The 21,763-nt window shown below is 39.1% G+C and carries 21 protein-coding genes; 1 reads left to right on the forward strand and 20 read right to left on the reverse strand.

Going from position 1 to position 21,763, the window contains the following annotated elements; all coding sequences use genetic code 11:
• Nucleotides 1-156 precede the first annotated feature (156 nt).
• The 19 genes from G576_RS0111520 to dnaG form a co-directional block, all read right to left on the reverse strand.
• Nucleotides 157-1,299, reverse strand: coding sequence for a glycosyltransferase family 4 protein (locus G576_RS0111520; RefSeq protein WP_027974726.1), 1,143 nt, complete (start codon nucleotides 1,297-1,299; stop codon nucleotides 157-159).
• Nucleotides 1,292-2,122 carry a glycosyltransferase family 2 protein gene (locus G576_RS0111525; RefSeq protein ID WP_027974727.1) on the reverse strand — a complete coding sequence of 277 codons (831 nt, stop codon included), beginning with the start codon at nucleotides 2,120-2,122 and terminating at the stop codon, nucleotides 1,292-1,294. The genes G576_RS0111520 and G576_RS0111525 overlap by 8 nt, the downstream gene beginning before the upstream one ends.
• Entirely contained in the window at nucleotides 2,119-3,531 is a 1,413-nt protein-coding gene (locus G576_RS0111530; protein WP_027974728.1) for a flippase, read from the reverse strand. Before G576_RS0111530 ends, G576_RS0111525 begins: the two co-directional genes overlap by 4 nt.
• Nucleotides 3,532-3,533: 2 nt before the next feature.
• A complete protein-coding gene (locus tag G576_RS0111535; protein WP_051178128.1) occupies nucleotides 3,534-4,886 on the reverse strand; it encodes a DUF2142 domain-containing protein in 1,353 nt (450 codons plus the stop codon).
• Nucleotides 4,887-4,898: 12 nt separating this feature from the next.
• Nucleotides 4,899-5,837, reverse strand: coding sequence for a glycosyltransferase (locus G576_RS0111540; RefSeq protein ID WP_027974730.1), 939 nt, complete (start codon nucleotides 5,835-5,837; stop codon nucleotides 4,899-4,901).
• Between the two features lie 6 nt (nucleotides 5,838-5,843).
• Nucleotides 5,844-6,788, reverse strand: a complete 945-nt coding sequence (locus G576_RS0111545; RefSeq protein ID WP_027974731.1) for a glycosyltransferase — start codon at nucleotides 6,786-6,788, stop codon at nucleotides 5,844-5,846.
• Nucleotides 6,789-6,790: 2 nt separating this feature from the next.
• Nucleotides 6,791-7,849: an NAD-dependent epimerase/dehydratase family protein gene (locus tag G576_RS0111550; RefSeq protein WP_027974732.1), complete on the reverse strand. Its 1,059-nt coding sequence runs from the start codon at nucleotides 7,847-7,849 to the stop codon at nucleotides 6,791-6,793.
• Nucleotides 7,850-8,575 (reverse strand): IspD/TarI family cytidylyltransferase, encoded by a 726-nt coding sequence (locus G576_RS0111555; protein WP_027974733.1) that lies wholly within the window; start codon nucleotides 8,573-8,575, stop codon nucleotides 7,850-7,852.
• Nucleotides 8,575-9,396, reverse strand: coding sequence for a LicD family protein (locus G576_RS0111560; RefSeq protein WP_027974734.1), 822 nt, complete (start codon nucleotides 9,394-9,396; stop codon nucleotides 8,575-8,577). The genes G576_RS0111555 and G576_RS0111560 overlap by 1 nt, the downstream gene beginning before the upstream one ends.
• A gap of 19 nt (nucleotides 9,397-9,415) precedes the next feature.
• On the reverse strand, nucleotides 9,416-10,381 hold the full coding sequence (locus G576_RS0111565) for a glycosyltransferase (RefSeq protein ID WP_027974735.1): 966 nt from the start codon (nucleotides 10,379-10,381) through the stop codon (nucleotides 9,416-9,418).
• 3 nt (nucleotides 10,382-10,384) lie between these two features.
• A complete protein-coding gene (locus G576_RS0111570; protein ID WP_156875152.1) occupies nucleotides 10,385-12,136 on the reverse strand; it encodes a hypothetical protein in 1,752 nt (583 codons plus the stop codon).
• Nucleotides 12,126-12,482: a DUF2304 domain-containing protein gene (locus tag G576_RS0111575; RefSeq protein WP_027974737.1), complete on the reverse strand. Its 357-nt coding sequence runs from the start codon at nucleotides 12,480-12,482 to the stop codon at nucleotides 12,126-12,128. Before G576_RS0111575 ends, G576_RS0111570 begins: the two co-directional genes overlap by 11 nt.
• Before the next feature lies 1 nt (nucleotide 12,483).
• On the reverse strand, nucleotides 12,484-13,206 hold the full coding sequence (locus G576_RS0111580; protein ID WP_027974738.1) for a glycosyltransferase family 2 protein: 723 nt from the start codon (nucleotides 13,204-13,206) through the stop codon (nucleotides 12,484-12,486).
• Nucleotides 13,203-14,144 (reverse strand): glycosyltransferase family 2 protein, encoded by a 942-nt coding sequence (locus G576_RS0111585; protein WP_027974739.1) that lies wholly within the window; start codon nucleotides 14,142-14,144, stop codon nucleotides 13,203-13,205. The genes G576_RS0111580 and G576_RS0111585 overlap by 4 nt, the downstream gene beginning before the upstream one ends.
• Nucleotides 14,134-15,288: a beta 1-4 rhamnosyltransferase Cps2T gene (cps2T, locus tag G576_RS0111590; RefSeq protein WP_027974740.1), complete on the reverse strand. Its 1,155-nt coding sequence runs from the start codon at nucleotides 15,286-15,288 to the stop codon at nucleotides 14,134-14,136. Before cps2T ends, G576_RS0111585 begins: the two co-directional genes overlap by 11 nt.
• Nucleotides 15,289-15,865: 577 nt before the next feature.
• The gene (rfbD, locus tag G576_RS0111595) at nucleotides 15,866-16,717 is read right to left on the reverse strand and encodes a dTDP-4-dehydrorhamnose reductase (RefSeq protein WP_027974741.1); all 852 of its coding nucleotides are present in this window, start codon (nucleotides 16,715-16,717) and stop codon (nucleotides 15,866-15,868) included.
• A 74-nt stretch (nucleotides 16,718-16,791) separates the two neighbouring features.
• On the reverse strand, nucleotides 16,792-17,127 hold the full coding sequence (locus tag G576_RS0111600; protein WP_027974742.1) for a metal-sulfur cluster assembly factor: 336 nt from the start codon (nucleotides 17,125-17,127) through the stop codon (nucleotides 16,792-16,794).
• 223 nt (nucleotides 17,128-17,350) lie between these two features.
• Nucleotides 17,351-18,460, reverse strand: coding sequence for an RNA polymerase sigma factor RpoD (rpoD, locus tag G576_RS0111605; RefSeq protein WP_027974743.1), 1,110 nt, complete (start codon nucleotides 18,458-18,460; stop codon nucleotides 17,351-17,353).
• 5 nt (nucleotides 18,461-18,465) lie between these two features.
• A complete protein-coding gene (gene dnaG, locus G576_RS0111610; protein ID WP_037619042.1) occupies nucleotides 18,466-20,271 on the reverse strand; it encodes a DNA primase in 1,806 nt (601 codons plus the stop codon).
• 134 nt (nucleotides 20,272-20,405) lie between these two features.
• On the opposite strand from dnaG, the gene mscL reads away from it, so the two are divergent.
• Nucleotides 20,406-20,765 carry a large conductance mechanosensitive channel protein MscL gene (mscL, locus tag G576_RS0111615; protein WP_027974745.1) on the forward strand — a complete coding sequence of 120 codons (360 nt, stop codon included), beginning with the start codon at nucleotides 20,406-20,408 and terminating at the stop codon, nucleotides 20,763-20,765.
• 266 nt (nucleotides 20,766-21,031) lie between these two features.
• Here mscL and G576_RS0111620 read toward each other — a convergent pair.
• Nucleotides 21,032-21,763, reverse strand: a 732-nt coding sequence (locus tag G576_RS0111620) for a MucBP domain-containing protein (RefSeq protein ID WP_027974746.1), incomplete at its 5' end; no start/stop codon positions are given.

Here is a 21,763-nt window from a genome sequence, read left to right on the forward strand (position 1 = left end):
CTTTCAGGCCTGTAACTAACTATTCGGAAGAGGGAGAGAAAGTTGCTAATGAACACTAAAAAAACTGACTAGCATTGAACCGCACCCCAAAAGTTAGACTGAAAAAATCTAACTTTTGGAGTCAGTACATTGCTAATCAGTTTTGTATATCACAAATCACAATGATTTTAAAATTTCTTCCAAATGTTTGGCTGTTTGTGTCCAGGTAAAATTCTCTAAAATCCGTTTATGAATATTAGCTTGTAAAGCCTGCCTTTTAGTCTCATCAGTTACTAATTCCTTCAAAGCATGCGCTAAGGACTGCGCATTCTCCTCAACGATAATTCCTAAATCGTCACGATTAATAACTTCAACCGTGCCACCTCTATCAGTAGCAATAATGGCAGAGCTTAACAGTCCAGCTTCCAGAATTGAAGTCGGTAAACCTTCTGGATACATTGATGGATAAACAAAAATATCTGTCTGCGCCATCAAAGACATAGTATCCTTAAAATCACATTTCCCAAGAAAACGAACACAACCTGACTCATGCTTAACTCTCAGCTCATCAAACAGAGGACCGTCTCCAGCAATATTCAACTTAACTGTATCTGGAAACTGATTACTTTCGAAAGCTTCTAAAAGCACCTCTATTCCTTTTTCTTTGAGCAAGCGCCCAGCATAGGTGACGAAAATCTCATCCTCAGACTTATCTAACAAATGACTTGTTGAAAAATCAAGAGCCAGATTAGCTGGAACCGAATTATAAATCACACCTTCAGCTTTTATCCCAAAATGCGTCAGCCATTGGGCAGAGCGCTCCGAAACCGCATAAAAATGTTTAGTCAGTCGCTTCACATAGGCAGTTAGCACATGCTCATAGATAGCACCAAAGAAATCAAGAAAACGATTATTAACCGTAAAGTGACTCGACCCATGATCGATGACTAGGCTAGGAATACCTCTCTTCTTAGCAAAGCGGAGCCCCGTAAGAGTTGTGAGGTGAAAGCGGGTATTGCAGATAACATAGTCAATCTCTTCCTCTGACAAAGCAGCCATCAACTGGCGATAAGCATCATTGATGTCTAAGATAGGATAACGTTGCTTGAAAAGGTTCTTAACAGGGAGACGGTAAATCACACGTCCATCAGGAATCTCCTCCTTATCAGCTAAACTCTCATCATGCTTGCTAGTCACCATGATGATGCGGTATCCCAGCCTTGTCAGTTCTTCCGTCAACTTGTCCGTATAACGCTCAATACCTCCTAAAAAAGGCAGATAGTATCCTGAAAAAAAGGCAATTGTTTTTTGGTTAGACATTTTTTTCTACCTTTGCTTTCAAACCATCAATCAAGCCACGAGCCATGGCTGACAATTTTTGCCATTTCTGATTTTCATAAAGAAAAATTTTAATAAACTCATCACGGCATAGAATCAAAAAAGATTTTGTTGTCTCATTTTTCCCATATTTTTTTAATAAATAAATGCTATTTCTAACACGATAGTATTTACGGAGGGCAGAGTGATTAGAGGTATAGGCTGTTCTACCCAAGAAATTAATTTTCTTAGCTTCACCTATTTCATGGATAAATCCAATTTGATTAACTCGATAAACTTTATAACCAAGACGTTGAAACTCTAAGTTAATATCATAATCCACCATATCAATAAACATCCACTCATCAAAACGCTTGGAGATTTCAAAAACTGACGTTTTCATCAGGGCCGCTGAGGTAATCGCCCACGAAACCTCCTCAAATTCGCCACTATAGATTTTTGAATCTTCTTGATTCAAATCACGAAATAAGCATGATAAGGTGCCTACCTGAGGTAAATCTAAATACGGCATATAAATCTGCATTAAATCATCATTGATAATCGTATCTTGATCCAAAGTCAGAAACCAGTCGTAATGATTATCAATAGCATATTGACCGATAATATTTAAAGCAGCGGCAATCCCCTTATTTGCGTGTAGAGGAATAAATTCCACTTCCGAAAAAGTAGTCTGGAGAATTGATAGATTATCTGAGCCATTATCGACAATAACTAATTTATCCACTTGAGAAATAACTGCTTCGATATTTTTTCTCAGACGCTCTATTTCAGGATTAAAGGTCACAATTCCTGCCAAAAATTTCATCGTTTAAAATCCTTTACTAACGTAATAACTGGTGCTTTTAATAGAAGCACCATGGCTATATAAATTGCAGCCCCTAGAGCAGCTTGTAAGGTATAGTTCAGTAGATTGACAGACATATGATTATTCAAATAATGAACAACAACCATTGTTACAAATGCTGATAGACTGTACTTCCACAGACCATTTGTCAATTCTCTGAAACTAAAAACATCTCTGAGGGAATAGGCTTGATAACCAGACACAACTAACTCAGTCAGAACTGTTGAAATCACTGCACCCATGGCACTCATTCTTGGAATCAAAATTATATTTAAAATAAGATTTGTCACCAAGCCTGCAACTGCCGACATGGTATAATCTTTAGTTCTCTTGGAGGCTAGGAGGTATTGTGTTCCTAGTGCATTTCCGTAAGAAATGAGAATAATCATTAATGATTGAACTTGCATCAAAGGGGCAACAGGGCCGTAGTCATTGCCAAAAAAATACGTAGCAAAAGTCCCTGAAACAGCTACTAATCCTGCAATCAAGAGCATTGAAATCGCATTACTAAGGTCAATCAACTTCAGCAAAAGACTCCTAGCTTCCTCTCTTTTATTTTCAGAAAAGAGTGCTGATAATCGAGGAAGAAAAACTCCACCAATAGAAGCTACCAAAGTGAACAGAATTCTTACAATCTTATCTGACTGGTCAAAATATCCTGCACTAACGACAGTATCCATCAAACCTAACATACTTTTATTGAGAGATAAATAAATTTGCATGGTAATTTGAGGCAAGAAAAGACCCAAGGTTGGTAGGAAGTGTCTCCAGATATTGAGTTCTCTCAGCGGAAGCCATATAACCTCTGTCTTTAGATAAGGCCACACTGTTAAATTTCCTAGAACGGTAGAACCAGCAATTAAAGCCATGTAAATCCAGAGATCTTCTGCTGTCTTAACAAGTAAGAAAGTGAGAACCACTGTCGTTAGTCTAACGATTGTATTTCTAACAACAATTCTCTTGAAATCTTCCCGACCAGTGTAATACCAGGAAATATCCGTTGCAACAGATAAAAGATTAAGTCCTTGAATAAGAAAATAAAATTGCCATTTGTTACTAGCTATGACCAATACTAGAAACACCAGACTAGAGGCTGCAGTTGAGACAAATTTTAGAAAAACTAATTCCCAAAAAACTCTGCTACGCTTCTCTTTATCTCTTTGAACGTATGCAATTTCACGATTCCCGTAAAGGCCAACTCCAAGTGCTGCAGCCAAGGTAAAATAAGTAACTATGGATCCCGTATAAGCATTGATTCCGATTCCTTCTGGAGATAGAACCCTTGCAACATAAGGAGTTGTAATCAGTGGCAATAATAATGCCAAAATTTGATATGAGGCATTATAAATCATATTTTTAACTAATTTCATATTTACCTCATCATAAGTCCAATGGTGGTATCAAAAATCAATAAGACATTTGAAACAATAACCAGCAAGGACACAAAGACTGGCACAATCTGACGTGCCGAACGATTTAATTGTGGCGTCACAGCTGATACCAACAACTGCAAGAGTAACAAGGTTGGTGTGAAATAACGGCCTTGAACCCCTTCAATATAACTCGTTCTAGCCCCGTTATAGCCAAGCATTGTGTAATAGACACCCAAAACACCTATCGCAAAGAAAAGAAAGGCAACATATCCTAGGTATTTAATTTTAACAAATTTTTGTTCTGAAAAAATAACAAGAAAAATCATCAAATACCAGACAGCCGATACCCAAATCGGTATATAGTTCTGGCTAGGATAAGGAGCTGCTAACCAAGAGGTGATATCATTGGAAAGTAGATCGAGACCCGCATAATTGTAACCAAAAGTCATCAAATAGCGTTGAATAACGTAAAACAAACCGCCATGATTCCGTGTTAGAAAAACAGCTGCAATAAAGCCTAGTCCTAATACTGCCAAAATTGAAAAAGCAATATTTCTTTTACGTAAAACTATTTTTTGTCCTAGTTGTATGATTTTCTGACGGATTTTCTCAAACGATTCCGTAAAACTCAATTCTAAAATCGGCCACAAAGCAATCAGAAGCCAATAGTTCCATTTGGAGGCTGTAATAATAAATAAACTGCCCAATAAGAATTTGTAGCGATTCTGGCGAGTAATTCTCTGTTCAGCTATAGTATTGAAAACCACCATCAGGAGAAATGCAACCGCAACATATCCTGTGGAATCATAGGAAAGACTTGCAAAAGAGTTTAATGCTACGGGACTTAAGAAAATGGCGAAATAAATTAACTTCCCAAATTTAGCTTTTTTTATAATGAGGCCTATTAAGAGACTATTCACTATCACGGATAAAAGCCTAGCTACAGTAATCATAACTCCCATAGAAGGATAGATGTATTTACCGATAAGAAGTCCAACAGCCGGCACCACATGCCCCCAGAAAGTAAAATCAAGATAACTGTATCTAATATCACGTGGCATATCATCATCTTCTACAAAGACTGCTTTATTTAGGTAATACTTTTCAAAACGTGTCCCATTTTTATAAGAGCTCGCCTGTCTTGCCATACCAGAATCAATCTTAAACTCTCCATATCTTGAGGTATCAATAATATTATTAGCAACTTTCCCTGAAACCGCTAAGTGGTATTGTCCATCAGGTTCATTAAAAAAGGGCATGAAAAGGCTGAAAATGGCACCTATGGTCAAAGCCAAAACCAGATATGTTTTATGAATATGTTTTGGTTCAAAGACCTGCATCAATTTTTTCATTCTAACTCCATATTATTTTTTAAATAAGAAAATGGCGTCGCGTAAGCGATTTGTCAGGCTGTCATAATAGCTTCCATCCGTCACCATCTGTGTTAAAGTTGCAAAACATTTCTTCTGCTCTGCATTTGCCAAACGTTTACGGTTAAAATCCAAATAGGCTTGCGCCTTGAACAAAGCTGAGCTTTTTTTTGCCTGTAGGACTGGGACAAGTACTTGATAATAGCTTTTTACGATATGGAGCTCAGCGATGTGTCTGGCATGATTACTATGCAGACCAAGAATATTTCCACTAGCATTTCCACCGTGACGAACATGAAGTCCAACTGGTTGATTAAGATTATAACCGGTTCCCAAAAGTCCTGAGATGCCAGCCATCAAATTATCATGCGAGGTTATAAGCCCTTCAGTATAGTGTTTGACAACAATATCAAGAAAAGTTTTTCGGAGACAAAAAGTCCACCCCTGACGGTAATTATGATAAGAAAAATCTTTTGGATATTGCGAAAGTTGATTTTCCCTATCGGTAAACTCAAAGTTGTTAGGAACAGTCGCCTCCTGCCCAGTAACTTCAATATCAATATCAGCGCTTAATAAATCAATGTCTGTACGTTCTTCCATGACTGTAACTTGTCGTTCGTTTTTGTCAAAATACCATATATCATCTTGATCTGAGAAAAAAACATAGTCCACATCATAAGAAACAATATCTAACATCAACTGGCGAAAGTTTAGGCGCCATCCTAAATTGGGTTCATTTTTCTGAATGGACCAACCTGATAAATTATATCTCTGGATATAATTTTTTACCACTTCTACCGTATCGTCAGTCGAACAATCATCCCGCATGAGAACATAGTCCGGAGCTAGAGTTTGCTTACGAATGGAATCTAATTGTTTCTCAATAAATTGACTGCCATTATAGGTAGCCATCAAAACTGCTGTTTTTACCATAATTCCTTACTTTTTAAATGAGAAAATCAAGTCTCTCGCTACTGCATCCATATTTTCATAATGAGATAAGTGAGAAAAAACAAAGGAGAGATTTGCCATTGTTTTATTAGAGCGCGCCACTTCATATCGCTCTTTGTAAAACTCACTAATCTCATTCAAGATCTTACTATTGTCATGCTGGTAATAACTTGCTACCTGTGCAATAACATCATAAAAACGATAAAAAACATAAAGCCCATCTATGTGTTGCTGTTTTGAAGATTTAATTGTAAAGACGTATTTCTTATTTCCACTAGCATTGTTTTCATAACGAATATGACTACCAACTTTGACGTTCATATTGGCCGCCCTGTCAGTCATTGCTGCTACAATTGAAGTCAGATTATCATGCGAAATCTGTTCTCCCTCCTTCCAGTAGCTTACCACAATATCAGAAAATATTTTCCGTAAACAAAATGTCCAACCTGGACGATAAGTTCTATAAGTGAGAATATTTGGATAGGGAGATACTTGTTGCCGTTCATCAAATTGGTACTGGTCTGGAACCGTTGCCTTCTCGGAACGAACCTCTATATCAATATCAGCACTCAACAATTCAATATCTTGTCGTTCTTCCATGATTGTAACTTGTCGTTCATTTTTATCTAAATACCATATATCATCTTGATCTGAGAAGAAGACATAGTCCACATCATAGGAAACAACATCTAACATCAACTGACGAAAGTTTAGGCGCCATCCTAAATTGCTGGCATTTCTCTGTATTGACCAGCCAGATAAATTATATTTCTGGATATAATTTTTTACCACTTCTACCGTGTCATCTGTCGAACAATCATCCCGCATGAGAACATAGTCCGGAGCTAGAGTTTGCTTACGAATGGAATCTAATTGTTTCTCAATAAATTGACTGCCATTATAGGTAGCCATCAAAACTGCTGTTTTTACCATTTTTATTCCTCAAAACTTCGAACGGTCTTAATAAGTCCCACTTCAAGAGGAACTTGCTTCGTCCAACCTAATTTTTCAATTTTACCTGTATCCAAACGACTATCCCCCATCTTGCTATAACCAGCACTCATTTCTTGTGGAATATTAAAGACAACTTTCATCGCTTTTTCTGGAAGAAGTTGAACTAAAAGCTGCGCTAGCTCACGTATCATAATAGTTCTATCTTCATTTGCCACATTGTAGGCCTGTGCGATCTCTCCATTTAGCATAATTAGAAAGAGTCCCGCCACAGCATCAGACAAGTAACAAAATGCACGCTCAGCAGTACCAGCACTTTTTAGAATAATATCTTCATTTTTGAGAACATTATTGATAAGATCGCTCATAATGCGACCATCATTAGCCGTTTCCATGCCAGGACCGTAGGAATGCGCAATTCGTGCCACAGTGAATGGCACCCCATACTGATCGTAATATGAACGAAGAAGAGTCTCAGCCATTCGCTTACTTTCTGGGTAACAAGCTCTACTTTCTAAAATATCAAAAGCACCATAGGCTTCCTCATTGATTTTTTCAGCAATCGGTTTTCCGTAAATTTCACGTGTTGATAAGAATAAGAAATTCGTTACCTTTTTCTCACGCGCAAAATTCAATAGATGAAGCGTTCCAATCGTATTGGCCTCAATGATACCAACTGGATCATTGAGAATAAAGTGCGGACTGGCATTGCTAGCAGCATGTACAATATAATCAACTTCTTCCTCATAGGCAAATGGCTTTGTCACATCATGTTCTAGCAATTCAAAATAATCGTGGCCTAACACATCAGCAAATCTCAATTTTGCCTTTTCTATATTTCGAGCTGTAGCAACAATCTTGGTTTGGCTATTTTTTTGCTCATTGAGTGCTACTAAAGCATAGACCATGTAAGTTGCCAACATGCTGTTAGCACCTGTAATAAGAACTGTTTTTCTTTTTAACCTATCCCAAGCAATGGCCTTATCGTTCAGAAGTCGATTCATATCATCTTGAACAATCGTATTTTTATATGAAATCATCATTTACAACCCAAAAATTTGTGCGTTTTCTTTAGCATCATGAAGTGCTTTGAAGGTGTAAAAATCGTCTGGCGTCGTGATTTTTATATTTTCAGAAGGACCCTCAACAATTTTCAACTTGCGATTATACATTCCCATCAGAGTGCTTGAGTCAATCGCATTGGTAATTCCTTTAGCGATAGCATCACGTTGTACTTCAAGAATATCCTTTAAATAGAAACTCTGAGGTGCCTTTGCAATAAAAGAACGCATGCGATCAACCACTTCATCAATATTGTTGTCACTATCAATTAAAACAACCGTTTCCTTGGCAGGTACAGAAGTAATCGCAGTGCCACATTCCTTCACTGTAGCAATATTATCAGAAATAGTCTGAGCATTGATAAGGGGACGAACACCGTCATGGATAAGGACAATAGCTTCTTCATCACCGGCCACATTCTCAGCAGCCTCCAGACCATTGAAAATAGACATCTGGCCTGTTTCTCCACCTGAAACGACTGCTTTGACCTTTGTCAAAGAAAACTTGGTCACCAAGCGATTCATGTAATCTAACCAATCAGCCACACAAACCACTACGATGGCATCAATTTCAGGGTGATTTTCAAAAAGTTCAATAGTGTGAACAATAATTGGCTTGCCATGAACTTCTAAAAATTGCTTAGGCAATCCTTTTGATTTCATGCGTGAGCCAACACCCCCGGCAAAAATAACACCAATATTCATGATTACTCCTTCCAATACCATGTATAATAATCGTGACTTTCACGTTTATTCTCTGGCGGCAATTCCATGTAGGAAGCTCCATAGAGCTGATTGAGATAAACGTTATCCTCTTTAATTTTACGAACGGTCAGATGTTCAAAAGCTATGTCTTCATATGTATCAAAGATTTCAGCTGGGAAACATTCTTTCAATCGATAGCGTGAATCTGTGTACCCTCTGTATTTTGCGCTTGTTGCATTATAGGTTGACATCACTTTATCCACCTGCTCTGCTTTTTGCTTAGCTTGACCGTGATAAAGAGCAAAACGAGGCATGCCTAAAATCAGGCGAGCAAAAGCGAAAAGATGATTTGAACCACTGGCAAAATTGGGGAAAGTCGTACACTTGAGATTCTCTGCTGCTGACCTCACTTTTTTGAAAAAGCGGTTGCGTTCTTCTTGAGTGTCTGGCAATTTATCAATCGGGAAGATATCAATAAATAATCCTGTCCATGGGTGAATGCGGTCAGTCTTGCTAATATAACAAGACTTACTATGATAAAGCTTTGCAAAAGGCCAGAGATTACGCTCTGTCGAATGGTGTAGCAATTTAAAATCAGGATTATTATCTTCAGCAAGAATCTTCATTAGCCGTTCATAGTGACTACGTTCCAGCATTAAATCAATATCATCATCCCAAGGAATAAAACCTTTGTGCCGCATAGCACCAAGAAGACTCCCCCCACCAAGAGAATATTCTATATGATTGTCCCTAGCAATCTGATCAATGTATGCTAGCATATCGAGTTGAATCTGACGCATTTCTGCTTGACTTATTTGACGCATGACTTTATTTTCGGACAGACTAGATTAGAGCGACAAGAATGTCAATCAACATCAACTTATTAAATCCGAATTCTCCTCTTTTTAGTTTTGTAAATTGCAGACCTCTGCGATGGATAAGAGCTTTGTATTCTTTTTCAATCCTCAAGCACATCTGTCTTGCATCTTCTTTGACACTAGAATTAGATGTGAGTTCTTGAATACTGGTTAGAACTGTCATTAGATTTTCATAAAAAATCTTTGTCGTTTTTTTCTGATTTTTTGCTTGCTGAATAATACTTGGAGTTTTTTGAACACTTGTAGCATTGCTTGAATGTTGACGATATTTAATGAATTGCTTATTAAGATAGTAAATACTATTACGAGCGGTTCCTAAGATAAATAATCCCGTATCATGCGCAATCGAATTATCTCGATGAGACTGCACTTTTAAAAATTCTTGACGAATCAAATCAGTAAACAAGAAGCAACACCCCAGAAAAGGATAATGCGAAAAATGAGCTGCCTGAGGAACCTTTTCAAGCTTACCATCATTCTTAGAAATCCCTAATTTCTCATAAGAATCGTTCAAAATCTTTTTAACACCAACATCTGACGTGTAATAATATTCGATGCGATGCATGAGCACCTCGATTTGAGGATTACTTTGCATGGTATCTAGCATGACTTGACACTTGTTTAAGTCCCAAATGTCATCCTGATCACATAGAAATACAAAGTCACTTGAAGCAGCCTCCATTAGAGCTAGAAAAGATTTTTTCCAGCCTATATTCTTACCAGAAATAATATTCCATGATAGTCTCGGATGCTTATCGGCATATTCGTTCAAAATTGCCAGAGTATTATCACTTGATCCATCATCTCGGATGAGAAAAGTAACAGATACTTCCGGATTGTCTAGAATAGTTTGTTGGACAATACTATCTAGCTGCTCTTTTAAAAATTCTTGACCATTGTAGGTTGACATGGCAATGGTTACACGAGTCATTTTTTATCCTTTCCTAATCACAAGGTAGGCAATACCAGCTATTACCAAAATAGTTACCACTATAAAAATTCCCGCCATCCAGTATGGGTTTGGCAACCTAGTTGCATTTTGACCCTTCTTGAGACTCTGTAATGCATTATACTCCGTTTTCCCATAATCTAAATCAAGGATAAATCCATTAACCTGATAATCTCCAAACTGTGCTTTTGATTCACTATCCTTAGTTGCTTTAAATATTTGAACATCAGTGGCCTTGGCATATCCCTCAGGTACTTTTACCTGCTTCAAAAAATAGGTGTACTCACTAGATAGACCTCGCAACTTGAATAAGGCCTCGTTACTTTTTGTTTGATTACTTTCATCATATGCCCAGATTTTTTTGTTAAATGGCAGAGCAGACTTGTAACCATCCAAATAAATGATTTGATTGCCAGAAATAGTGAAATTGGATTCAGCCTCTATCAAACGCCCTTTTTCAAGTCCAGATTTCTCCCAACCTAACTCTTTTTCAGAGTTGTAGTTCAAAATAGAGATCTGACCTGATTTATCAAAGCGTCCAAGAATATACTCTGCGCCCGTCAACAGCTCATGACTTGTCCCATCCGTCATGACAAAGTTAACGTTGTTACTATAAATTTCAGGAGTCAAAAGATATTTTCCATCCGCTTTTACAAAAATACCTTGACGGATATTTTGATTTTCGACAACTAAATTCTTAGTAAACTTTTTCTCTCCATCTATCTCGGATTGATAAATTTCAATAGGATATGTAGCTGTAGATACGACATGTCCTGTAACTGTTATAAAATCATCTGAGCTGCTATTAATATCAACCTTTAATTTTTTTATAGATTGTAACTTAGATAAGGTCTTTTCAAATTCTTGATCAACAGATTCTCTATAGAGTTTTGAAAGTTTAAAAACATCACCATCTAAGCTAACTTTTTCAGGCAAAGGCTCAACATTCACTAATGCCCCACCTTGGCCTTTTTTTTCACGTACAAAATGTACCTCTTCCGTATATGCTGCATTGATGTTATCTATGATAAAATGCGGAGATACTTCAAGTTCGAGAGAGGAAATGCTTTCCAACGGAATTTTATAAGTCACACTTTCCCCTATATCTGCTGTATGATAACCATCAACTTTAGTTGCATCTACCGTGACGTTCCCTCGATCAATGAGTGTGTTTCCTAAGTACACTGTCTCTTCTTTATCATCAAGCTTGATTACTTCAAAGCTATCATCATTTGAATTTTGGAAAATCGTCCATCCTTGTTTAAGTTCTGCAATAGATAGCCCCTCCTCAGAAGTAAAACGATATCGAGCATTTTCTGGAATATGAAGAGGAACTTGCATTTGAAACTCGTTAAGTACATTTAGAAAGGGCCGGTTGTCTCTATACAAAACTTCCAACACAGCCTTACTCTCCTCTTCGGTGAGTTCAACTCCCTCTCCAAACACAAGTGTATCTGATAGTCGAATTGTCTTCCCCTTAACTTCATAAAGTTTTTTGAAATCGTCTACAGTATAGTGGCTAAGTTCATCGTTCTCAAACTTACCAGACTGGATTTTTTCAAAGGCGATTTGGTAATTCGTCGCTTGAATTTGAACGCTATAAATAGGATTGTTATTGTAATAGTAATAGGCACTAACTTGTGATGTTTGGTTTTGCTCCTTTGCCTGTGTAGTTGGCATCAGTAAAAACAATCCCAAAATTAGAGCGATAAACGCTATTTTTTTCTTATTTACCATCTTTGTCTCGTTCATGTAATTCTTTTTTGAGGAGAGAAACTTCCTGTATTAAGGTTTTAATTTCTTGTTCTCTCTTAGCCGAATGTGTTGTGTCACTAATTTCTAAGAAAAATAGAAAAACTAATGCAGAGAAAAGCAGGAAATTAATTGTAAATCCAAAGCCTATTTTGTGAGCTACATAGGCAACACTTGTCGGAAAGATACTGATAAAGATGAGCATCAGACCAACTAAAAGCCAAGGCAGGGCTTTTTTTACTGAAAAGGAATGGCGATTGACCATCCGGACAATGAAAAACATCAGCAACACTGCTAGGACAATCATCTCAACTTGTAACAGTAAACTCATGTTAATTCTCCTTCATGTAAGCTGCCATGATGATTGATGTCAGTACATCAACCATATAGGTGACTGATTTTAGGGCACTAATGCTAGAGACACCTTCTGTCCGTTCAAACATATTGGCCGAGATTTCTTCAACACGATAACCCTTTTTCAAAACACGAACAATCGTCTCTGGCTCAGGATAAGCAACCGGATAACGTTTAGCAAAATAGGAAACAATCTCTTTATTAGCCACACGATAACCGCTAGTGGTGTCATAGATTCGCTTATGTGTTGTTAATTTAATCAAATTTGAAATCAGGTTAATCCCCATACGGCGCATAGCGGTTGATTGAAAATTTTCTTTTGTCTTGTCCACAAAACGAGAACCAATAACAAAATCACAACTTCCATCTAAGACAGGTGTAACTAGATTTACAATACTTGCAATATCGTGCTGTCCGTCACCATCAAACTGAACAGCAGCATCGTAGTCATTGCGCTCAGCATAGATATAACCAGTTTGTACAGCTCCGCCAATTCCTAGATTTCGAACCAAATCCACATGATTTATGTTATGTTCATCTAAAATTTGAGGTGTCTTATCCTTTGAGCCATCATTGATAACCAAGTAGTCTAATTGAAAGGCTAGATGATTTCTCTTTTTAAAATCTTCAATAGACTGAACGGTTCTTAAGATGCTTCCTTCTTCATTGTAAGCTGGAATGATAATTAGAACTTTTTTCATTTGTTTCTTTCGTTATAAATATTTGTCAGTAACAAAAATCTAAAAACAAAAATATGTTTCCATTGATTTTTAGAATACTTGTATTTCAAAATCCTTGATAAGCGTCCCATAAAACTTTGCTTATCAATATCACTAAAGTTGTTAATCACTTCACGAATAGCTACTGGAAGATCTGCAAATTCCAGAAGATGCTCTGCTTGTTTCTGAGAATCGTGAATGAGTTTCCAATAGCGAGTAAAGATAAATCTTGGACCTAAGCGAAAAATTTTAAATCGCTTATCCAAAGTCCTTGCTCCTAGGACATTATTATCATGCTGGCGATAGAGTTCCGTTGGTCGGTCAATATAGACCAGTTTACCAAAGGCTGTGGCTAATAGTGCCAAATACCAGTCATGCATTAGAATGTCTTCTGTCACCGTCCAACGCTCTGCCAGAGCATGATTGATCATTGCTGTCCCGCCTGTAACCGTATTTTCCGTTAATTCTTGGATAAATTCGGTGTTGGCATGATGAGACTGGCTTCGGATCATGCTTTCATTAAGCACCTCAAGATTTTGATTGACTACTTTGAGATCCGTATAAACCATTAGTGCTTGATTAGGGTCATGCTTTTGAGCCTCAGCAAGGGTCAGCTCAAGCTTCTCAGGCAGCCAAATATCGTCCTGATCGCTGAAAAAATAATAATCTGCTCTGCTATGCTTCACCAAAGCATAAAAAGATTTGATAACACCAAGATTTTCGGCCGAGTCAGGATTGATGAAACTAATCCTAGAATCACTGGCAACAAAGCCCTCAATAATCTGACGCGTATTGTCGGTAGACCCATCGTCACGAATAAGGAGCTTCCAATCCCTGAAAGTCTGTGCCTGAATGCTCTCAATTTGCTCAGCCAGATAACGCTCACCATTGTAGGTTGCCATCACAATATTAACGCTCATGCAAAAACAACTCCTCGTACTCCCCTACAATCTTCTCCCAGCTATAACGCTGTGCCATGCGCGCTTTGGCTGCCTGCCCTAATACTTCAAAATCGCTTTGGCTATCAACCTGATTGATAAGATTTGTCAAAGCACCTTTTTCTTTTTTCCAGTAAAAAGCGGTGCTGTCGGCAACAGAACGGTTAAAATCCACATCAAGCACCAAATTGAGATTGGTTTGTGCTAGCGCTTCGAGGAGACCTGGATTTGTCCCTCCGACCTCATGACCGTGAATATATGCGTGAGCCTGTGCTCGGATGTAATTTAAGAGGTCACGATTATAAATCGTCCCGACAAACTTAACCCTGGAATCCTTATCAAAATCAGTCGCTTGTCGCAACTTCTCAAAATAGGAATTTCCCTCATGATTGCAAACAATCAGCAAATCACGCTTGGTACTGGATGCCATAAATTCTCGAATAGCCGTCTCGTAATTATTTTCAGGAACAAAGCGACCTACAATTAGGTAATAACCCTTCTCCTTGCTCTGCCATTTTCCAAAAAAACTACGAACCAACTGGCTTTCTGCTGTCAATGGTGACGCTGATAAATCAGTGCCATAGGCAATAAAACGGGTTCTAGACCAGGGATAAGACTTTTGAATATAGGTCTCAATCCCTTCATTATCAGAAATTACCAAATCAGCGCTCTTAGTCATCATTTTTTCGGAGAACTTGAGATAAGCCTGCACTGGACGAGACCACTTGCTACGCTTCCATTCAAGCCCATCAGGATTGATGAGAAAGATCCCACCTGCTTTCCTTATTTTTCGAGCTAGAGGTGCCATAAATACCCCTATGGTATTGCCAAGCACATAGAAAATTGGATTTTTAATATCTTCTTTTTCGACTATGCGCAGAGCTTCTCTAATAGCCTGAATATCATAGGCTATGACTCTAGCTGGTCCAATTTTAGGAGGATTTATAGTAAAGCAATCCGCCCCAAAAACATCAAAGTGAGTGCCTTGTTCGCTATCACTGAGACAGGCAACATGGTATTTAATTTCAGTGCTTCTCTGATGTTTAACCAACTCTTCAACGAAGGTCTCAAAACCGCCGTATTGAGCTGGTAAACCACGGCTACCGATGATAAAAACGTGCTTCACACAGACTCCCCCACTTTAAAGATAATTCTATTCATTATAGCATAATCTAAGAAAAACTACCATTTCTAAACCAATCATCAGAATGCCCCAAAGGGAACTAAACCATTTAAGATTAAAGACAAAGTATCTCTTTCTCATCTACCAAATGATACAAAGGAAAAATCTCTACAACGACGGGCAAAGCACTTCATAACACCACCTCCACTGTCCTAAAAAGGGGCTGAGCAATAACTCAGATTTGATAGCCGAGTGAATTAGCTTTCAGACAATGAACTGAGATACAGGAAGTTCTAGAGTGCGACAAGCCGAAAGTGACGATGCATCACAGCTAATTCAAATGGCTATGATAGAAACATTGAGATAGTTCTATGATAAAAAACGCATAAAATCACGATTCTAGCAACATGATTTTATACGTTTTCTCTATTTACAATTTTTGTTCAGCCTCTTCGGAAGTTTTGTGACTCAGGCTTAAAAATAGCCATGATACTCTGTCAAGAAGCTGTTGGCGTTCGACAACACCTAAGAAAGTGGTAAAAGCACTTGTCTACAACTCCATGGAGCCTAGTCCCTTTCTTTATTTCTTCTCTTGCTTGTAAAATTCCTTCAAGGCATCTTGCCAAGTTGGAATAATAAAACCAGTTGCCTTTGCCTTATCTAAATTCATGGTTGAGTTGAGGGGGCGCTTGGCTTTGGCCGGAAAAGCTGAAGAATCTACTGGCGCCACTTCCACATTGGTATCTTTGAGAATCTCTACAGCGAAATCATACCAGGTCGTATCTTCCTTGGCATCGTTTGACAAGTGATAATAGCCAAACTCTTTTTGATTTTCTGCTAAATGACACATGAATTCAGCTAGCGTACGAGTCCAGGTTGGACGTCCGTGCTGATCATTGACGACAGTCAAGCGTGGGTGGCTTTTGGCAAGATTTTGCATCGTAAAGACAAAATTCTTACCATAGTTTCCAAATACCCAAGCTGTGCGAATAATATAAAATTTATCCGCAAATGTTTCAACTGCTTCTTCGCCCAAACGTTTGGTGCGTCCATATTCTGTTTGTGGATCTGGCGTGTCTGTTTCCAGCCATTCTTGACCTACTGGTTTTTCACCATCAAAGACATAATCGGTCGAAATGTAAACTAGTGTCGCATTGTATTTAGCGCAGGCTTTTGCTACATTTTCCGTACCTGTAACGTTGATGGCATAGTTGAGTTCTTTTCCCTCATCCTCAGCCGCATCTACTGCCGTGTAGGCAGCACAGTGATAGACCAGAGTAGGCTTCACCTGCGCAAACACCTCATCTACCTTTTCAGCATTTGTGATGTCCATCTCAGCCACGTCCACAGCTACATAGTCTTCGTTTCTTTCGTCAAGCAAATAGCGAAGCTCTGTCCCAAGTTGTCCATTAGCACCAGTTACTAGAATCATCTTCTTCTCCTTAGAAAATTATTTTCTCTATTGTACCAAAAAAAGGGTGAGAAAACACCCTCTAACCTTCCATTTTAACGAACTCCTAAAGCAATTCGTGCATAGCGACTGAGACGATCCACCGTCCAGGCAGGATACCAGACCAGCTTGACATCTACTTTTGTTACTTCAGAAATAGACTTCATAACATCGTGAATTTGATCTGTAATCATATCAGCCAAGGGACATCCCATGGTCGTCAGAGTCATGTCGATTTCTGTTGCCCCATCTTGTTCAAACCTAATTTCATAGATTAAACCCAAATTGACAATATCAATACCTAATTCAGGATCGATAACTTCTTCTAGGGCTTGTAAAATCTTATCTTTGATGGCTAGAATTTCTTGATCAGTATAGTTTTTCTCTGACATTGTTAGTCCTTTTTACTTTAATAATCAGCAAGTGTGTCTCAAGCCACTCCTGCTCTCTCTATTTTGAAAAAGCTAAGGCTAAAGCATTTACAAAACTGTCGATACAGTCTCAAATAGTCTACTTGACGATTTGAGCAGTCCAGTGTAACACCTCATTAACTGTGCGGAGTTTAGACCACGAAATCGAATTTGCTCTTACAAATGACCGATTCCTATCCTATTTTCACTCATCCATAAAGTCTTTGAGCTGTTTGCTACGGCTTGGATGACGGAGCTTACGAAGTGCTTTTGCTTCAATCTGACGGATACGTTCGCGAGTGACATTGAAAACTTTACCGACATCTTCTAGCGTACGCATTTTCCCATCATCAAGTCCAAAACGAAGACGAAGAACATTTTCTTCACGGTCTGTCAAGGTATCTAGGACCTCGTCTAATTGCTCGCGCAGCACCACACGAGTGGTGTAGTCTACTGGATTTTCAATCACTTCATCTTCAATGAAATCTCCCAGATGACTATCGTCTTCTTCCCCAATCGGTGTTTCAAGTGAGACTGGCTCTTGGGCAATTTTCAAAATCTCACGTACCTTATCAGGGGCCATGTCCATACGCTCTGCAATTTGCTCTGGAGTTGGATCTTGTCCCAATTCTTGCAAGAGGTTACGTTGCTCACGTACCAATTTATTGATGGTTTCCACCATGTGAACTGGAATGCGGATGGTACGAGCTTGATCCGCAATGGCACGTGTGATAGCCTGACGAATCCACCAGGTCGCATAAGTGGAGAATTTAAAGCCTTTTTCATAGTCGAATTTATCAACGGCTTTCATGAGTCCCATGTTCCCTTCTTGGATCAAGTCAAGGAATTGCATACCTCGTCCCACGTAACGTTTTGCGATGGAAACAACCAAACGCAAGTTGGCTTCTGCCAAACGTTGTTTAGCCATGAGATCGCCCGCTGCAACCGCAACAGCTAATTCTTTTTCTTCTTCGTTAGTCAAGAGAGGGACGGTACCAATTTCTTTTAGGTACATACGAACTGGGTCGTTAACTTTTGCAGAGTTTGAACCAAGCAATTCTTCGTCCGTCAGTTCCTCTGGCTGAATCTCCTCAACCACATATTTCGCTGATGGGTTGCCATCTTTATCCGTGATTGAGATTCCACCGTCAGTGAGACGTTCTAAGAGGTCATCGATTTGGTCTGCATCAAGTACAAAAGGAATGACCAATTTTTCTGTTACTTCTTCATCGGTGGCCGTTCCTTCTTTTTTATGGTTACGGATAAAGTCTGCGACTTGAACATTAAAAGTAGTATTTGTTTTTTTAGTTGCCATGTATTTTATTCCAACTTTCTTTTTTGGGCAATGAGGGCTTGCAATTCCTCAACAGCACGGTCAATATCTCCATGATTACTAGATTCACGAACAGCTTTAGCCCTTTGGCGCAGCTTTTGTTCTTGAAGAAGTCGATCAATACGATCTTCAATCTGGGAAATCTCTCCTTCTGCCATTTCATGTGGCAGAACTTCTTCCAACACCTGATAATAAGCACGATTTTCAGCCTCCGAAAGATTTGCCAAATCTAGCGAGCTAATCTCGCCAGATTTTTCCAAAAGCTTGTAAAGAGACTGAAGTTCTGGGGTATGAAAAGTAAAATCAGGGCGGTTGCGAAACTCATTAAGCAGGTATGGATGATGCAAAAGCCTATGAAAAAGCTGATTTTCAGCTTTGTTGAGGGCTGATAGAGCCTTACTTAGGGGTAGGGTTTTGATAACCTGACGGTCCTGATAGGATTTTTCCTGACGCTGCTGGCGATCGGCCACTCGGTGATTGTCCACCGCCTGCTCTACCTGCATGTAATCAAAGTCAGGAAGCAAATCGGCCACTAGAGTGATATAGGTGTTCTGCGCGGTGATAGAGGGCACTCGGGCAATCAGTTGGGAAATCCGCTCAACGTAAGCAATCTGAGCTTGAAGATTGTCTGTATTTTCAGGCTTGAGATAATAAATCCAAAACTCTGTTGATGACAGGCGGGATTGTGTCAAAAGTTGATGAAGGTCTTCCTCAGAGTTAGCTTGTAAAAACTCATCTGGATCCATCTGGTTAGGCATGCGGACAATTTCAACCGTCATGTCCTGCAAAATCTCTAAAGACTTAGCAATAGCATTCTGCCCTGCCTTGTCACCATCATAAGTTAAAATAACCTTCTTGGTGAACCGTTTCAGGTGGCGGACATGTTCTGACGTTAGAGCCGTTCCCATGGAAGCGACAGCATTACTTATGCCAGCTCGATAAGCTGCGATGACATCCATAAATCCTTCCATAAGGTAGATTTCATGAGTCTTTTTCGCTACTGCTTTTGCCCTATCCATATGATATAATTCGTAGGATTTGTTGAAAATTGAGGTCGAACGGGTATTTTTATATTTAGCTTGCCCCTTTTTCCGATCGCCTTCTGTCCAAATCCGACCTGAGAATCCTAAGATACGACCACTGTCGTCCGTTAGAGGAAACATGATCCGATTTTGAAAGGCATCAAAAACACGATTACCCTCAGATAGATTAAAAAGCCCAGCCTGCATCAACGTATCTTCATCATACTTTTTGGACATAGCCTGATAGAGATAATCTGGCTCAGCAGGTGCCAAACCAATATTAAAGTAGTTAATTAACTCATCTGTCAATCCACGACTATAAAGATAATCTTTAGCCGCCTGTCCCTGCATCGTTGTCATCAAAACTGCATGGTAAAACTTACTAGCGTCTTGATTGAGAGAAAAAATCTGCTGGTGGGGGTGAGGTTGCGTCTGGTCAATCCTCGGCTGATTAACCGTTACACGAATACCTACCCGCTCTGCCAAAATCTGTACACTCTCCATAAAGGTAATTTGCCGATACTCTTCCAAAAACTTGAAAACATCGCCAGATTTTCCACAGCCAAAACAGTGATAAAACTGCCGATCTTCAATGACATTGAAAGAGGGGGTCTTTTCTTTATGAAAAGGGCAAAGCCCCAAAAAGTGTCGTCCAGCTTTGGTGAGAGTCACAACTTCGCCAATAACATCAACGATATTGACGGCATTTTTGATGTCAGCAATCTGCTCTTTACTAATAGCCAAGTCATCACCTCCACACAAAAAGCCCATTCTAGTTTTGAACTTTATTATACCATGTTAAGAAAAGGGTGTAAACGAAAAAAATTGGGCATTTCATTTGCCCTTCATGGCAATATTCGCTATACTAGAGCAGTATTAAATTTTTGAAAGGATTTTTCAATCACATGCTTAAAGAATTGAAAGCTTTTTTGTTCCGCGGGAACATTGTTGAGCTTGCTGTAGCTGTTATCATTGGTGCTGCTTTTGGTGCCATCGTCACTTCATTTGTAGGAGATATCATTACTCCTCTTATCCTTAACCCAGCTTTGAAAGCTGCAAACGTTGAAAACATCGCTCAACTTGCTTGGAACGGTGTCAAATATGGTAGCTTCTTGAGTGCTGTTATCAACTTCCTTATCATCGGCACATCACTCTTCTTCGTGGTTAAAGCTGCTGAAAAAGCTATGCCTAAAAAAGAAGAAGCTCCTGCTGGTCCAACTCAAGAAGAACTTCTTGCAGAAATCCGTGACCTGCTTAAAAAATAAGAATATCTAAAGCTATCCACCTTGCAGTTCAATCCTGCTCGGTGGTTTTTTGATGCAAAAAAGCTGGGACTTGCCCAGCTTTTTAGACACACGAAAATCCCCTTAAGGCTTCTAGTGAATTCTTTTCACTGTCGACTTTAAGGGGATTTTTTCAAATCTCATCTACACTTAATGTAAACTTTTTTATAACACACTTTATTCTACTATGAATAACTTTTACATCAGTATATTCAAACGAATCGGAGCATAGACTGAGATATTGGTGATTAGTCTTCGTTACGGCGACGTTTGCCAGCAAGAGCTAATGCGCCTGCGAGAAGTCCCAATCCAAGTGCTGAAGCAGCAGCTGTGCTGGTTTCACCTGTGCTTGGCAATTGTTTCGCCTTATCAGCAGATGGTGTTGGTGCCTCAGGAGTTGTAGGTTTCGTAGAAACTTTACGGTAAACGTGAATTGTATCACCGTTTGGAAGAGGTATCGTTTTACCTGTGAACTCGTACCCTGGGATTGACTTGTTCGGTGTTGTACCCTCTTCTTGCGGTGCAATTGGGTTACCATCTTCGTCAACGTGGTTTGTTACAACCTTGTGGTAGATGTGTGTTGTATTACCATCTGGATCTGTTACAGTCTTACCTGTGAACTTGTACCCTGGGATTGACTTGTTCGGTGTTGTACCCTCTTCTTGCGGTGCAATTGGGTTACCGTCTTCGTCAACGTGGTTTGTGACAACTTTCTTAGCTGGAGTCACTTTACGGTAAACGTAGGTTACTTCAGTAGTCTTACCACCTTCAACTTTACCAGTTTCTGAACCATCAACACGAACAAGCTCATAAGTTGTACCATCTTCTGTCGTGATAGTTTTTGGTTTGTTATCTGTTGTGTCATAAGACTTGCCAGCAGGAACGTTGGTTTCGTCGTTAACAGGTGTCTTAAGCACATTGCCATTTTCATCCACATAGTTCACCACAACGTTACCATTTTGAACGTAAGGGATTGGTGT

It is taken from the genome of Streptococcus porci DSM 23759 (assembly GCF_000423765.1).
GTDB lineage: Bacteria > Bacillota > Bacilli > Lactobacillales > Streptococcaceae > Streptococcus > Streptococcus porci.